This window comes from Gordonia sp. IEGM753 (assembly GCF_050321825.1).
Lineage (GTDB): Bacteria > Pseudomonadota > Gammaproteobacteria > Pseudomonadales > Pseudomonadaceae > Aquipseudomonas.
Window position 1 is genome coordinate 692051 of sequence record NZ_JBNQGB010000001.1, and the last position, 15858, is coordinate 707908.

A 15858-nucleotide genomic window follows, 5' to 3' on the forward strand; every position below is an offset into this window, starting at 1 on the left:
ACATGACCATATTCAATCGCATGACCTTGCTGGCCTTGGCGTGCGCCGCCTTCGCGGCGCCGATGGTGCAGGCCGCTGTTACGGCTGATGAAGCGGCCAAACTCAAGACCACACTGACCCCGATGGGTGCAGAGCGTGCCGGCAACAAGGACGGCTCCATTCCGCCCTGGGAGGGCGGCTACCCGGTCGATGCCTCGAAAACTTCGGCGGCGATTCCCGACCTGTTTGGCAAGGACAAGCCTCTGCTGACCATCACGGGACAGAATGCAGAACAGTACAAAGATCAACTGACTGAAGGCACGATGGGCCTGTTGAAGCGGTTCCCGAGCTTTAACGTTCAGGTATTCCAGACCCGACGCACTGCCGCGGCGCCGCAATGGGTGTATGACAACACCTTCGCCAATGCCACCCGTGCGACGTTGGACCCAAGTGGCAAGCTCGGCCCTTTTCCCAAGGACGCCTTTGGCGGCGCCCCGTTCCCCATCCCGAAGAGCGGCGAGGAGGCGATCTGGAACCACCTGTTGAGATGGACAACCCCTAGCTACCAAACGACGCCCAGCCTGGCGCGCGTGACCCCTGAGGGCAAGGTAATCCCGGTGTCGCAGAACGTGGCCAAGAGCTCGTTCCCGTACTACGACCCGAACAGCAACCTTGCAAAATGGCAAGCCGCCGGTTCCAACATAAAGCTCGTGCGGGTTGACACATCCGGCCCACCCATCCGTGCCGGTGAGATTCTCCTGCAGCGAGTCAACATTAATGACATCGAATCCAAAACCTGGACGTACCTGACCGGCCAGCGACGTGTTCGCCGTCTGCCGCTGACCTGCTGCGATGTTCCCAGCCCGGTGTCTGGCGGCATTCTGAACTTCGACGAGGTCGAGGTTTACGCGTCCTCCATCGGCCGTTACGACTGGAAGGTGGTGGGCAAGCGTGAAATGTACGTGCCGTACAACACCAACAGCTATCACCAGGCGACGTCGATCGACCAGCTCATGTCGCCACAGACCGTGAACCCTGACTTCATGCGGTTTGAGAAACACCGGGTATGGGTGGTGGAAGCCACGCTGAAACCGGGCCAGCGCCACGTCATTCCACGTCTGCGTGTGTACCTTGATGAAGACACGTGGATCGCTGTCGCCGGTGAGCGTTGGGACGCTCAAGGGCAACTCTGGAAGGTGACCTATAACCTGCCGACAGTGTTCCCCGCAGCGCCGGGGACCATCGTGGAAGGCTATATGTCCTACGACCTGATTGGCGGTGGCTACTTCGCGTCTGCTTACTTCCCTCGTGAAACTCAAGTCGACCTCAAGGCCGTGTTGCCTGACCGGATCTTCACCCCTGAATCGCTTTCTGGAGAAGGCGTACGTTAAACACTGTATCTCGCTTGAACACTGAATCTGATGAGATAACCGGTATGAATAACAATAACAATGAAGGCTTCGACGGTTCGCGTCGGCGGCTGATGCTGGTGGGGGTTGGCCTGGGTTTGCAGGTGTTGTTGGCCCCCACTTTGGCATCCACCACCGTGGCGTTCGCTTCGGCCGCCATGACCGGGCCGCTGCACCAGCCTGCCACCCTGACTGATCGGGCAGCGCACGCAACGCTGACGCGAGTGGTTGTGGCTGGCGATCGGCTGGTGGCGGTGGGCGAGCGTGGTTTGGTCGTGCTGTCCGACGACGGTGGACGGCATTGGCGTCAGGCCAGCGTGCCGGTCAGCGTGACCCTGACATCGGCGAGCTTCGCCGATGCCCGTCAGGGTTGGATAGCTGGCCACAGCGGTGTGGTACTGCACACCTCTGACGGTGGCGAGAATTGGTCGGTACAGATGGATGGGGTGGCGCTCGCCAAGGCTACGCTGGCCCAGGCGCTGGGCTTGCCCAACACCGACGCCGACCGCGAACGTCGTCTCCAAGATGCCCGGCGTCTGGTGGACGATGGCGCCGACAAACCCTTGCTATCGATTTGTTTTGCCGATGCCCGGCACGGGATGGTGGTGGGCGCATTCGGCCTGGCCGCCACCACTGACGACGGCGGCAAGACATGGACGCCTTGCCGTAATCGCCTGCCCAACTCCATGAGCATGCACCTCTACGCGGTTGCCCACCATGACAAGACCTGGGTGATCGCTGGGGAGCAGGGCGTATTGATGCGCAGCCAAGACAATGGCGAAAGCTTCGAAGCATTGTCTTCGCCTTCCGGACGCACCTTGTTCACCGCCACGGCCACGCGCAATGGCAGTTTTGTGCTCGCCGGCCTGTTGGGGGCTGCTTGCCGCATTGATCCTGGCAGCACAGCCGTTACCTCGATCGAGTTGTCGGCGCCATTGACGATCCTGTCCAGCGTCGAACTTCGCGATGGCCAGGTGATGCTGCTGGCGCAGGGCGGACGACTTCTTTCAAGCCGCGACGGTGGTGCTCACTTTGCCGAGCAGCAGCTGCCGCGTCGCGATCCGCTGACCTCACTGGTCGAAGCCGCAGACGGTGGTCTTGTGGCCACCAGCCTGGGCGGAGTGGCCAGGCTTGGTTGACGACATGCAATTGATTGATTCCGCGACACGCCATAACAAGAGTCCAACGACATGACCACTATGACACCCACCTCGACCGCGGCTTGCCGGCTCGAAGACTTTGATCCGCGCTCGGGCTCGCGCCTCGAACGCGCCGTTTTCAACCACCGCATCCTGGTGCTGTTGTTGTGCGTGCTGGTCACGATCATGCTTGGCGTCAGTGCATTGAGCCTGAAGCTCAATGCCAGCTTCGAAAAGACCATTCCGACCAACCACCCGTACATCACCAACTACCTGGAGCACAAGAAAGAGCTCACCGGCCTGGGTAACTCGCTACGGATCGCGGTGGAAGCACGCAAGGGCGATATCTACAACGCGAGCTATATCGAGACGCTGCGCCAGATCAACGACGCCGTGTTCATGTTGCCGGGGGTGGACCGTGCGTTCATGAAGTCGTTGTGGACGCCCAATGTGCGCTGGACGGCGGTAACCGAAGATGGCCTGGACGGTGGCCAGGTGATCCCTGATTACTACGACGGCTCAGCCGCCAAGCTCGAAGAGCTGCGCATGAATGTGCAACGCTCCGGTGAGATTGGGCAATTGGTAGCGGTCAACGGCGGCTCCACCGTCATTCAGGTACCGCTGCTGGAGCACGATGCTTCCGGCAAGCCGCTGGACTATGCGGCCCTGTCCGATCAGTTGGAGCAGCTGCGCGCCAAGTACAGCGGTGACGTGGTAGCCCTTCATATCACCGGTTTTGCCAAGCTGTCCGGCGACCTAATGGATGGCATGCAAGAGGTGATCGGGTTCTTTTTCATCGCGCTGGTCATCTGTGCCGCGATGGTGTTCCTGTACAACCGCGACGTGATCAGCACCGCGCTGGTGGTGATGACGTCGTTGACCGGCGTGCTGTGGCAACTGGGCCTGCTGCCGCTACTGGGGTACTCGCTGAACCCCTACACCATGCTGGTTCCCTTTCTGATTTTCGCCATCGGTATCAGCCATGGCGCACAGAAAATGAACGGCATCCTGCAGGACATCGGGCGCGGCACGCACCGCTATGTGGCCGCGCGCTACACCTTCAGGCGTCTGTTTTTGGCCGGCCTGACTGCACTGTTGGCTGACGCCGTAGGCTTCGCGGTGCTGCTGATGATCGACATCCCGGTCATCCGCGAGCTGGCCATCGCCGCCAGCCTGGGCGTACTGGTACTGGTGATTTCCAATCTGATTCTGCTGCCCGTGCTCTTGAGCTACGTCGGCGTGAGCCGTAAAGCCGCCGAGCGGGCAGTTCGCCGGGAATCGGCCACCGCAGCGGGGGATAACAGTGCCTTCTTTATCTGGCTGGTACGCTTTACCGAAGGGCGCCGCGCCACGTTGGCGATCGCCACGGCGGTAGTTTTGGCGGTGGTGGGCATTGCCGTCGGCACTCAGTTGAAGGTCGGTGATCTCGACCCTGGGGCGCCGGAACTGCAGGCCGATTCGCGTTACAACCGCGACGTTACCTACCTGACAAAAAACTACGGTGCCAGCAACGACCTGTTCGCCATCATGGTCAAGACCTCCGAAGGCAACTGCAGCCAATACGATGTGTTGCGCCGGGTCGATCAACTCGAATGGGAGCTGATGGACCTGCCCGGCGTGGAGTCCACTCAGTCGATTGCGCGGTTACAACGGCGCCTGATGGTGGGAATGAACGAGGGCAGCCCTTTGTGGTACGACTTGTCGAGCAACCAGAGCATGCTCAACACCATCACCGCTCGGGCGCCGCGTGAACTGTACAACGAAGAATGCAACCTGCTGACGGTGTACGCCTACTTACGTGACCACCGCGCCGAGACCCTGCAGCAAGTAGTCGACCTGGTCGAGCGCTTCGCCGCGAAAAACAATGACAAGGATGCGACCTTCCTGCTGGCGGCCGGCTCGGCGGGGATCGACGCTACCACCAATATCGTGGTGCACAAGGCCTGGTACCAGATGTTGTTCATGGTCTACGGAGCTGTGGCGTTGCTGTGCTTCATCACCTTCCGCTCGTGGCGGGCAGTGCTGGTGGCGATGCTGCCGCTGATGCTCACGTCGATTTTGGCCGAAGCCTTGATGGTGGCCTTGGGAATGGGGGTGAAGGTGGCAACGCTGCCGGTGATTGCGCTGGGCGTGGGGATCGGGGTGGATTACGCGCTGTACGTGCTGAGCGTGACCCTTGGGCGTATGCGTGCAGGCGCCACGTTGAAACAGGCCTACGCCACCGCTTTGCAGTTCACCGGCCGCGTGGTGTTGCTGACGGGCGTGACCCTGGCGGCAGCGGTCGCGACCTGGCATTTCTCCAGCATCAAGTTCCAGGCTGACATGGGCCTGCTGCTGGCGTTCATGTTCTTGTGGAATATGCTCGGTGCGTTGGTATTGATACCGGCACTGGCGCATTTTCTGCTGCCCGGTGCACGCGAAGGATCAATTGCCGAAACGACCGAAACCACCGTCATTGCCACAGCCAAGGCTGAAGAATCAGCGCCTATCACCCCTGTTCATACTGAGAAATCGGTGTACGAGAGATGCATGCCATGACTGATTTAACCAGCGTTTCAGCAGCGGGCAGGCGTGAAGTCAACGTCACGCAAGTGATTGAAAGTGGCCAATTCAGTTCGTTCAGTGTGCAAGTGGCGGTGATCTGCTTTCTTGCGATTGTGTTCGACGGCATCGACAGCGCGCTCTTCGGCACGCTACTTCCAGCCATCATGGCCGATATGAAAATGGGTCCTGCCGAGGCCGGGATCCTTGCCAGCGTTGGGCACATCGGGGCTGTGGGCGGGGCCATTATCTTTGGCGTGGCCGCTGATGCCATTGGCCGCAAGCGGATGATGCTCATCGGCATGACGGTCTTCATCCTGTTCACGGCAGCTTGTGGCCTGGCTCAGGGACTCGTCGATTTCGCGGTCTACCGTTTCATCGCGGGTTTTGGCCTGGCCGGCATCGTGCCGATTGCCGTGGCACTGGTCTTCGAATACACGCCGGGCAAGTGGAAAGCGATGGTCTCCAGTGTGTCCTATACCGGCATCTCGGTGGGCGTTCTGTTATCTGCGGTGCTATCGATCGCACTGCTGTCCACGTTGGGGTGGAGGGCGATATTACTTGGCACCATTGTTTGCATCGTACTGGTGCCTATCGCTCAGGTGTGGTTGCCTGAGTCGATGTCGATTTTGGTGAAAAAGGGCAAAAGTGAAAGCATTCGCAAGGTACTGGTCAAGGCCGATCCGCAGTTTGTTCCCGCCGTCAACGATGCCTACAGCCTGAATGAGCCGCCGGCTGCAAAGGTGCCTCTGAAGCGCCTGTTTCAGGGCGGGTATGCGCGTAACACGCTGTTCCTGGGCACAGGCATGCTCTGCATCATGATGGTTTCCGTCACCCTGACCACGTGGATCGCGCAGTTGATGGTTCAACGGGGGTATTCGCTAACAACCGGTGTCACGTTCATCCTTGTATTTACTTGCAGCAACTTTATATCCACACCGTTGGCCGGATGGATGTCCGGCCGGATGGGCTACAAGAAAGTGTTCGCCATCTACATGCCCATTCTGTTCATTTCGATTTCACTGATTGGTGTTATTCAGGACCCGGTCGCTGCGTTGATCTGCATGTTCTTTGCCGGGTTCACGGCAATGGGCGCCACCTGCATTTTATTACCCTATGTCGGGTCGCTCTATCCCATGAGCTTTCGTTCATCCGCGATGGGCGTGATTTACGCCATCGGCCGGGTCGGACCCATCATCGGCCCTGCTATTGCCGGTTTCATGCTTGCGGCAGGCGTAACCGTGCCAATCATCCTGGCGTGCATGGCCGCGCCGAGCCTGGTAGCGATGCTCGCTTTTCTAATGGTGAAAGAGCGCCCCTTGCAGAGTCACTAACAGCAACTAGTTCCGTAGATTAAATACTGATTTGCCTGCCTGTTTTTAGTGGGCATCCATTTGATTTGTCACCCAACCTGAAATAAAGGAAAAACCATGGATCGCTACATCAACCGTTTGTTTCACGTGTGCATTACTGTCGCCGATATCGAGGCAGCACTTGAGTTTTACTGTGGTGTTCTCGGGCTTGAATCTATCGGCAAACTGAGGGGCGAAAGGGCGCCCGGCGAAATACTTGGTTTTCCTAATCAAATTATTGAAATTCATGCCGACCACCTCGTTGGCAAAGACAAGGAAAACGCGACCGTTATCGATCTGATCGAGTTCGTCTCGCCAAAAACCGTTGTCAGCAAAAACCCATCCGCGCCGCTGAACCATGCCGGCATCAACCGTATGGCTTTCGGTGTCGACAACACGGATGCCATTTATGAGAAGCTCAAGGCACGTGGTGATATCGTTTTTCTGTGTGAGCCACAAACGGTGATCGCTCCAACCGGCGGGAAATTCAAAATCCTGACGTTCAAAGACCCCTTTGACAACGTGCTCGAAGTCATTGAAAGCTGCAAGTAACGGGTCACTTGTTTCAAAAAGCCAGTTGGATGTGATTTTTCTTACTCTGGCAAATTGGAGAGTTTTAAATGAGCGTGACACAAGACAGATCTGAAATTATCGAAGTCATCAATCTCTATGGCGTGGCGCTGGACGGTCACGCCTGGGACTTGCTGGATGACGTGTTTACCGAAGATGCCCACGCTGATTTCGGGCCTGCCGGCGCTGTCTGGAAGTCGGTGGGGGCGCTCAAATTCGCCTTCAAGGACTTCCACGAAACCCTGACCAATCACATGCACACGATGACGGGTTCATGTGTTCACGTCGACGGCGACACGGCGTATGCACTGACTTACGGCGATTGGCTGCTCTCTCGCGACTCGGCAGTGGGCGGTCCTGACTGGGTGGGCCGTGGCTGGTACGACGATGTACTGGTGCGTACTGACAAGGGCTGGCGTATCAGTAGCCGCGTTTGCAGGCTGATTTCGTGGACTGGCAACCCGAATGTTCCGGAGCCGGCTTATGAACAGCACCCGGTGATGACTACCCACACGCTGCGTAGCCATCGCGAGCAAGGGAAAATCAAATACTTCGAAGCCATCGCCAAAAAGTAAAGAATCAAAAGTAACGCTGCGACCACTTCCAGTTTTCGGACGGCAGTGGTCTGCGGGTTCTTTTGCCTGAAATTCCAGTGTTCTCGTAATTAACAAGAACAACATTACATATCGGAAACTGAATAATGAGCGATCAGGCGGTTATCTGGATTGTTGGCATTAATTGCCCGGCTGAAGATGAGGTTAAATTCAATACATGGTACGACGATGTTCACGTGCCCATGTTGCTGAAGGGAGACTTTGTCAAGAAAGTCACTCGCTTCAAATTAGCTGAAGAAACCTATCACGTCGGTACGGCGACTCAACCTTGCCCAACGTATCTGACGATTTATGAGTTTGAGAATAAGACCCAGTTTGAAGGGTGGATGAATAGCCCTGTACGCATTGAAGCGGGCGATGACAAAACCAAGACCTGGGGCGAAAAGGTCTATGACGTTCAATGGGCTACTCGTTACAACCTCACCAACGCCTGGAATGTTTAATTAACCAAGGTACACCGCTATGAGCGCATTAGTTAAGAAACTCCTGCATGTTTGCATCACCGTGCCAAACGTAGATCAGGCCCTCACGTTTTACCGTGATGTGCTTGGCTTTGTTTCTACATTTGAAACAAGGACTGACGAAGCCGACGGTCCGCTGTTGGGCTTTGATCAAGAAGAAATCAGTATTTATGCGCACCACATTTTGACGGCAGGCGCAGACCCCAAGCACGCCACTGAAATCAACCTGATTGAGTACACCCATCCTTCCACCATTGTCGGTGATGGTCCTTATGAATTGATGAACCAGGTGGGGATTACCCGCTTGGCCTTGCTGGTTGAAAGCACCCAAGAGGCCTTTGAAAAGATTCGCGTGTTTGAAGGTGTAGAAGTCGTTTGTGAGCCCAAGGACATCATTATCCGCAAGCTTGGTGGAAACCTGACGATGACCTGGTTCAGCTTCAAAGATCCCTACGGCGTTTTTATCACCATTGCCGAACCGCCAAAAGCCTGAGCAACGTTTTTTCGAGACTGCGGTTCAGCGTCGGATCGCCCACATCCAGTTCAATGGAATCCAGGAGATAACATGCAGATCGATGTTCTGGTTGATGTAAAGACGACCCTCGGTGAGGGTCCTCTATGGGACGTGCAAGAGCAGCGCTTGTACTGGATCGACGTTGTCGGCTGTCGCGTCTTTCGCTGCACCGCTGACGGTCGTGAGGTTCGCTCGTGGGACATGCCCGACACGATCGGCTCCATGGCGTTGCGTCGCGATGGAGGTGCAATCGTTGCGTTGGGGTCGGGGTTTCACTTCCTCGACCTCAACACGGGCGATACGCAACTGATCGTTAACCCGGAGCCGGACAAACCTCACAACCGGCTGAACGATGGCAAGGTGGATGCGCGCGGGCGGTTTATCGTTGGCAGCATGGACACCCGAGAGGGCTTTGCCGACGGCACGCTGTTTCGCGTCGATCCCGACCTGTCGGTGCACACGCTTGATGCAGGGTTCGCGATCTCCAACGGGCCGTGCTGGAGTCCGGACGGGTCGACGTTCTACTTCTCGGACACCTTCTCCGGTGAAATCTGGGCCTACGATTACGACCTCGAAACCGGAACCATCGCCAACCGTCGCACCTTCACCAAGGCTGGTTTCACGCCAACGACAGCGACCGACGGCTCCACCGTCGATGCCGAAGGATTTCTTTGGAACGCCCAAGTCTATGCGGGCAAGCTGTGCCGCTTCGCGCCTGACGGCAGCCTGGATCGAGTCATCGACATGCCGGTGAAGAAGGTCACGAGCGTCAACTTTGGCGGGCCAGACATGGACACCCTTTTTGTCACGTCCATGACCAGGCCTCCGTTGCCTCGCTATCCCGGCGACAACGTGATGCGCGGCAGTCTTTTCGCCATTCGTGGCCTTGGCGTGAAAGGTCTGCCCGAACCTCGCTTTGGTGGCTGACCCTGGCCTCGCCGCACTTCGGTATGTCGGAGCGTGCGGTGGGGCAATCACAACCTTGAACTCGATGGGTGCAAGCCGTGCAAACACATGAAAACCGCGTCGCAGTTGTTTCAGGTGCTGCCAAAGGCATCGGGCAGGAACTGGCGATTCAGCTCGCACAGCGTGGCGCGTCGCTGGCGTTGCTGGACATCGCAGACCTGTCGCAAACGTGCAGCCTGGTTGAGAACGCTGGCGGCAAGGCGATCGCAATCCACTGTGATGTCAGTAAAGAAGAAGACTGGAATACGGCCGGTGAGGTCGTGAGGAAGGCATATGGCCGCTGCGATATTCTGGTCAATAACGCTGGAATCTATCCCAATGTGCACATCGACGATATGGACTTCAAAACCTGGCGGCGGACGTTTGAAATCAACCTGGATAGCTTGTTTTTAAGCGCAAAAGTGTTCGTGCCGATGATGCGTGAACATCACTGGGGGCGCATCGTGAATGTCTCGTCGACATCAATCGTCACCAACGCCGTGGGCGTCAGCCATTACATGGCAACCAAGATGGGCATCATCGGATTTACCCGTGGGCTGGCCAACGACCTGGGCAAGGATTTCATTACTGTTAATGCCATCGCTCCCGCACTGACCGCTACACCTGGCACAAGCCATATACCCGATGCGGTACGCGATGGAATCGTGAACCTGCAAGCTTTCAAAAGAATGGCCGTGCCGCGCGATATCGTCGGGCCGGTTTTATTCCTGACGAGCGACGATGCGCAGTTCGTTACGGGTCAATTACTGGCCGTCGACGGCGGCATGATGAAAGTCAGTTGAATACAAGAACACCATCCCCCTGTAGGCGAGAGCTTGCTCACGAGGGATTCCAGAGCACCGTGTTCACCAGAATGAACGCGTCATGTTTGACGTCCATCACCGGCATTCCGGTCTCTTACAGGAAGCAATGCGAACTCAGTAAATAATCTCCCCCGGTCTGCTGGACGCATTCAGCATGTCGCGCCATCTCGGCCCTGTTATCAGGGCATACTTCTGCGCCTTGTCAGCGGAACGCTGGTGAGCGCTGCACTGGCAAGCCTTTCACGATATGGATACAGTACGGGCTTCCTGCGGTGTTCTGATTCCGTTTATCAAAAAAGAATAAGAGACGATCCAGCGCATGATCACCTGTGAAACCTGTCGGCCGGAGCAATAATTAACTCATGCTCCCGAAGTTGATGCACATCCGCATGTTCGTTGCCGTGTACGAGGAAGGCTCTTTCACCGTCGCGGCCAGCCGCGAAGGGCTAGGGCAGTCCGGCGTTTCCGCGCACGTGCGGCAGTTGGAAACCCAATTGGGCGTGCGGCTTTTCTCCCGAGACCACGCGATTGTTCCCACGCCAGCCGGCCATGCCTATTACCAGCAGTGCGTGCAACTGCTGCGCATGCACGAGAACGCATGCAATGCGGTCGGTCCCCGCGCGGAGCCCTCCGGCGGTGCGCTGCGTATCGGCATGATCCCAACCATGACCCGTTCGGTATTCAGCCGGGCGCTCCGGGCTTTCGAAGCGGCCTATCCCAATGTCTCGGTGCATCTGACGGAAGGTGCCGGCAGCGTGATAGCGACGGCGGTACGACGCGGAATGCTGGATTTCGCCATCACACAGCGTATGTCCTACGACTCCGGCGGCGGCTGCGGGCTGACCACCTCTTTGTTCACCAGAACGCCGGCATTCCTGGTTTCTTCACCCGATTCAGGCTTGCCACATTGCGAGCCGGTGCGCCTGAGCGGCATCAAGGACCTGCACCTGGTACTGCCTGTGCGACGACGGCCACTGCTGGAACAATACCTGATCGACCACAAGGTTCAGGTCGTGCAGCGGCTCAACTGGTTCGAGTCCATGCTCGGCGCCATGGACCTGGTGCGCTCCAGCCACTGGGCGGCCATTATCTCGGGACTGTTCATCGCCGACGATTTGCGGCGCCGGCGCTTCACGCTCAATCCGCTGGCCGATCCTATTCTCTGGGACGATATGCTGCTGGTGGAGCCTGCGCGTAAACCCTTGTCGACGGTTGCCCAGAACTTCATCGAGTTGTTGAAACAGGCCACCGAAGATATCAACGCGATCCCGATCCGCATCGCTCATGGCGAGCAGTTTTCAAGCGTTAGCCAGCCTTCAACTTTCAATGAGCGAATCACCCATGAATGACGCGCTACCCGGTCTGCGGGAAATGCAAATGTTTGTGGCGGTGTATGAGACCCGGTCTTTCACTGCCGCGGCGGCCCGCGAATTCGCGACTCAGTCGGGCATATCCCAGCATATAAAGCAGATCGAAGAGATGTTGGGCGTGCAATTGTTCGACCGACAAAAAAGCGTGGAGCCTACGGCGGCGGGCACCTTGTTTTACCAGCATTGCCTGGAAGTGCTGGCTGTCAATTCGAAGGGTTTGCTGGCGCTGGACACTTTTGAGCCCGGCCTGTCCGGCGAAGTTCGATTCGGGGTGACGCCGACACTGGCGAGCCATCAGCTTGCGCCGGCCTATCTGCAACTGATGGCGCAGAACCCCAACGCCTCGATTGCTGTGATCGACGCCCCCAGCAACATGTTGATCGACATGGTGCGGGCCAATGAACTCGACTTCGCAATCATTCCTTCGATTTCGCAGCTCCCTCCGGATCTGGTCACGACGTTGTTTGCCGCCACGCCGGCGTTCCTGGTCTCCTCAATTACCCATGACAGTGGTTTCGAGCATGGGCAGGTCATTGATCTCGACACGCTGGCAGGTCTCAAGCTCTTGGCACCTGATAGTCGCGAGCACGCGCAGTGGATGGGTTCACAGTTGGATGCGCCTTCGGGGGCGGGCCCTTGTTACCAGCTCGATGCGGTGTTGGCGACGCTCGACCTGATTCGGCAAAGCGAGTGGATGGCGATTCTTCCCGGCCTGCTGTTCGTTCACGACTTCAGCGCAGATCCTTCGGAACGGGACTTCAGGCTCAACCCTTTTTCCGGCTCCGGCCTGATGCTGGAACTGCTGCTGGTGCAACCGTCCCGGGCAACGACATCACCGCTGATGCTGGAAGCCATCAGTGCTGTCCAACGGGTCACCCAGGAACACATTGAGCTTTTGAGTACTTTCCAGTCGGGCAATTAGCCGGGTGCGCGCCAGATGTCTAGCGCGACAGCGCTGATTGCCCTTGTGGCGATTGAAGGTCAGGCGTCTGTCAGTGATTTTTCAGCAATCGGTGTGCCGGAAAAACCTGCCACTTTTCGCAATACGCGATCAGTTCCGTCACGCGGACTTCCCGAAGCGTCTGGATGATCGTCGAACCAGTTTCCCTGAGGATAGCGATACATCATGTCGACCATGAGCCGGCGTTCTGCGATCAGCCAGACTCCGTTGCGGCGTTCAAATCTGTCGAAATAGCGCGCCCATAACTTGACCGTGTCGCCTTTCCAGTGATGGCGCTCCGACGCTGCGTGATCGGCCTGCAGATAAGTTTCGACATAAGCAATCTCGGGGCCGTCAAACTCGATCAGGCTATTACCGAGGAAATGCTGAGTGCGATTGAATCGCGGCATTTCGTCAGTCAGGAACTGGAAAAAACCCTCAGCACCGCCGACATGAAGACTCTCGGGAAAATGGATGTAGGCATCTTTGTGAAAGGCGCCACGGACCAGTGACATATCGATGCGGTCCAGGCCACGGCAATAACGCAGCAGGACATCGTGAATTTCGGTGCGCGCGGCAAGTTCTTCGAGTGTCATAGCTATCTCCAGTACTTGTTGTTATTGAATCTTCGGTGTGACAACCCTGTTTACAAACCCTTGGCCGGAACGATGGGCAGTTGAATGAAGCCTGGGCGATCCGGCCCGGTGTAGATCGTGTTCCGTGCGCCGTCGTGGTAAGCCGCGTCGTAGCCGTGACGCGGGCCGTGATCGACACCGTCGAAAGGCTGAATGTCCACGCGCAGGCGGTAGCCTTTGCGAATCAGCGCCGTATTGGGAATGATCTCGATTTCGACCGGTACCACTTCGTTATTTTCAAGCGGTGCGTAATCGGCTTTACGGTGCGTGTGCTTGACCGTGTAGTGGGTCGAACGCGCTGCATCAATCTTGCGGTGAGACACCTTTAACCAGCCCTTGGCGAGAGGGTAATTGGGCACGTTCATGCCCATGGTGGTCGGGCCGGCGTAGTCGACCTCCACGCCATTCTCGTCAAGCACGCGCAGGCTTACGTAGATGTCCATGTCCACGCTGGTGGACGACACCCACAGCTTGGCCTTGCCGTAACCGGCGAACACCATGTCCTCTTTCACCGGCTCACTGATGAACGAAATGCCTGTCCTCCAGATTTCCAGTACCGATGGCGGTTTGACCGGTAGAAAGCAGGGCGGTATTCCGGTACGCAGCTCCAGCGCGATTTGTGCGCAATAATCGGCTTGAGCATCGATGGCCGGCGGTGTCAGCGACAGGCGCAGGAAGTCATCGCGATACTCGTCGCCATGCCAATCCGATGGCGTTGCGTCGAAGAACCATTGGGGATAGGTCGTCCTCGCGATTGGCCATTCATTTTCTTCCTGGATATAGGAAGCGCCATTGCCGCTGCGAATTTCCAGGCGCACGGGCGGCTTGTCCATGACGCCGTTATCGATGCCTTTCAACCAATGGTCGAAAAACGCTCTGTGGTCGGCGATAGCGGTCCGCGAATAGGCTTTGGTGAACCAGTCTTCCCAGAAGTCGATTTTTCTCGACGCCGTGTTCGTGGCGAGATACGCCTCGCTGCTGCCGAGTTGATGGAAGTGCGCCATGTGCGTTGTGCAAGCGATGGCCCAAAGCGGTACCTGCACCTTGCTCATGTCTGGGCTCATCAAAATCGTGGACCTGGGGCCGAACGCCTTGGTGATGTCGGAATCCCGGAAGGTGGCTTCTTTGAGCATGCCGGTAAAATCGACTGCATTGGGTTCGCCGCACACGGCAGCCAGCACGCCAGCCTTGTACCAGTGAGAGAAAAACTCTTGATTGAGGATGCCGCCGGTATAGGCCACCTCATCGTACAGATCAACATCGGTGCCGATTGCAATCATGGCTTTCAGGTGCCGCGGTTCAAGGCTCGCGGCTGCGTGTTGGCTCATTGCGTAATACGACATGCCCCAGAGCCCGACGTTGCCGTTGCACCAGCGCTGCTCGCCGGCCCAATCAATCGCATCGCGAAATGCCTCGGCCGTCTCGATGCCAAATGGCGCGAGTGTGCCTGGGTTTTTGCCCGAACCGGGGCCATCGACCCGCACCAGCACATAGTCGTGCGGAACCCAATCCACGGTGTTGGCTGTTTCGTGATTCTCAAACACCTGGCCTTCAGGATTGCCGTGGAAATAGCGTTCTTCCATCTCTTCGTGGGCTACAAAATCAGCATCGTCTGCGATCGAGTGGTGATAGAACGCCCGTCCATAGGGACCGCAGTTCATGATGACCGGAAACGTGCCTTCCTTCGCCGGGCGGAAGACATCGGCGTACACGTACAGACCGTTTTGCAGCGGGATCTTCACGTCTTTAAAACGCAGAATGCCCAAGATGTTGCGGCGCACTTCATTGCGGGCAGTCGCCGCGTTACATAGCTGGCGCGGCGTGCGATCGGTAAAGACGCCTGCGTCTGAAAGCTCCGCGAGCAGCGTTGCGATCAAGGGGTCTTGCTCAAACTCAAGCGCGGGGTTCAGGGCAAGTCCGGCGAAGGAAATGTCGTGACGAAAATTGATGCGGTATTTGCCGATAATTTCATGTGCTTCGGGGTCGATGGTGATGCCACCGTCCAGGTTTCCATCGCGGTCTAACGAGCACAAAAACCGTGCAATGTTTGTCAGGCCCGCATCGAGCAACTTGCTGATATTGCCGTCTACGCGGCTGATTATTTCAGCCAGATTGATCTGTGGTTTGCCGATGGCGGATCCCAGCGGGGTGTTTCCAACCAGAAACGCGATCCGTTCGCCCTCACGGTACTGGAACTCACCCTTTTCGTTGGTCATCCCGCTGAGGGTAGGGGTCTGATATTTGAGGCCGGCAACCGGCCCGGAAAAAACGCCTGTGTGCAGCACGCTGAGATCCTTCTCTGCCGACAGCGGGTGGGCGGGAGTAATAGTCTGCGGGGTATCGCTCATGAAGAGGTCCTCTTGTTATGCAGATCCTGGTCGTACTTGGGCCAGCCAGCCGAGTGTAGGTCTTTTGATTTTTTAACTCAACACGCGTTGAGAAAAAGGCTTAACCTCTTCGTCACAACACGCTAAAATCAACGGGTTGCATAAGACGGCGGGGTGCTGGAGTGTTATGTTTTGCGATTGCCAACCTGTGTCCCCATTGTTAATCCTTCCTTTTTCG

Annotated in this window: 14 protein-coding genes; 12 read left to right on the forward strand and 2 right to left on the reverse strand. The window is 57.2% G+C overall.

Features of this window, described 5'->3' with window-relative positions; translation table 11 throughout:
* Nucleotides 1-2 precede the first annotated feature (2 nt).
* From ACQR3R_RS03175 to ACQR3R_RS03230, 12 genes are all read left to right on the forward strand, one after another.
* Nucleotides 3-1370, forward strand: a complete 1368-nt coding sequence (locus ACQR3R_RS03175) for a DUF1329 domain-containing protein (protein ID WP_428270549.1) — start codon at nt 3-5, stop codon at nt 1368-1370.
* A gap of 44 nt (nt 1371-1414) precedes the next feature.
* Nucleotides 1415-2527: a YCF48-related protein gene (locus tag ACQR3R_RS03180; RefSeq protein WP_428270550.1), complete on the forward strand. Its 1113-nt coding sequence runs from the start codon at nt 1415-1417 to the stop codon at nt 2525-2527.
* Between the two features lie 51 nt (nt 2528-2578).
* Nucleotides 2579-5065 (forward strand): MMPL family transporter, encoded by a 2487-nt coding sequence (locus tag ACQR3R_RS03185; protein WP_428270551.1) that lies wholly within the window; start codon nt 2579-2581, stop codon nt 5063-5065.
* Nucleotides 5062-6402, forward strand: a complete 1341-nt coding sequence (locus tag ACQR3R_RS03190) for an MFS transporter (protein ID WP_428270552.1) — start codon at nt 5062-5064, stop codon at nt 6400-6402. Before ACQR3R_RS03185 ends, ACQR3R_RS03190 begins: the two co-directional genes overlap by 4 nt.
* A 96-nt stretch (nt 6403-6498) precedes the next feature.
* Nucleotides 6499-6972 carry a VOC family protein gene (locus tag ACQR3R_RS03195; RefSeq protein ID WP_428270553.1) on the forward strand — a complete coding sequence of 158 codons (474 nt, stop codon included), beginning with the start codon at nt 6499-6501 and terminating at the stop codon, nt 6970-6972.
* 68 nt (nt 6973-7040) lie between these two features.
* The gene (locus ACQR3R_RS03200; protein ID WP_428270554.1) at nt 7041-7565 is read left to right on the forward strand and encodes a nuclear transport factor 2 family protein; all 525 of its coding nucleotides are present in this window, start codon (nt 7041-7043) and stop codon (nt 7563-7565) included.
* 125 nt (nt 7566-7690) lie between these two features.
* Entirely contained in the window at nt 7691-8047 is a 357-nt protein-coding gene (locus ACQR3R_RS03205; protein ID WP_428270555.1) for a DUF4286 family protein, read from the forward strand.
* A gap of 19 nt (nt 8048-8066) precedes the next feature.
* Nucleotides 8067-8558, forward strand: a complete 492-nt coding sequence (locus ACQR3R_RS03210) for a VOC family protein (protein WP_428270556.1) — start codon at nt 8067-8069, stop codon at nt 8556-8558.
* A 72-nt stretch (nt 8559-8630) separates the two neighbouring features.
* Nucleotides 8631-9506 (forward strand): SMP-30/gluconolactonase/LRE family protein, encoded by an 876-nt coding sequence (locus tag ACQR3R_RS03215; protein WP_428270557.1) that lies wholly within the window; start codon nt 8631-8633, stop codon nt 9504-9506.
* 77 nt (nt 9507-9583) lie between these two features.
* A complete protein-coding gene (locus tag ACQR3R_RS03220) occupies nt 9584-10327 on the forward strand; it encodes an SDR family oxidoreductase (RefSeq protein WP_428270558.1) in 744 nt (247 codons plus the stop codon).
* A 410-nt stretch (nt 10328-10737) separates the two neighbouring features.
* Nucleotides 10738-11697, forward strand: a complete 960-nt coding sequence (locus ACQR3R_RS03225; RefSeq protein WP_428270559.1) for a LysR substrate-binding domain-containing protein — start codon at nt 10738-10740, stop codon at nt 11695-11697.
* On the forward strand, nt 11690-12640 hold the full coding sequence (locus ACQR3R_RS03230) for a LysR family transcriptional regulator (RefSeq protein ID WP_428270560.1): 951 nt from the start codon (nt 11690-11692) through the stop codon (nt 12638-12640). Before ACQR3R_RS03225 ends, ACQR3R_RS03230 begins: the two co-directional genes overlap by 8 nt.
* A 59-nt stretch (nt 12641-12699) precedes the next feature.
* Here ACQR3R_RS03230 and ACQR3R_RS03235 read toward each other — a convergent pair whose 3' ends face one another.
* Nucleotides 12700-13254: a nuclear transport factor 2 family protein gene (locus tag ACQR3R_RS03235; RefSeq protein WP_428270561.1), complete on the reverse strand. Its 555-nt coding sequence runs from the start codon at nt 13252-13254 to the stop codon at nt 12700-12702.
* Nucleotides 13255-13304: 50 nt separating this feature from the next.
* Nucleotides 13305-15641, reverse strand: a complete 2337-nt coding sequence (locus tag ACQR3R_RS03240) for a CocE/NonD family hydrolase (RefSeq protein WP_428270562.1) — start codon at nt 15639-15641, stop codon at nt 13305-13307.
* Nucleotides 15642-15858: the final 217 nt, after the last annotated feature.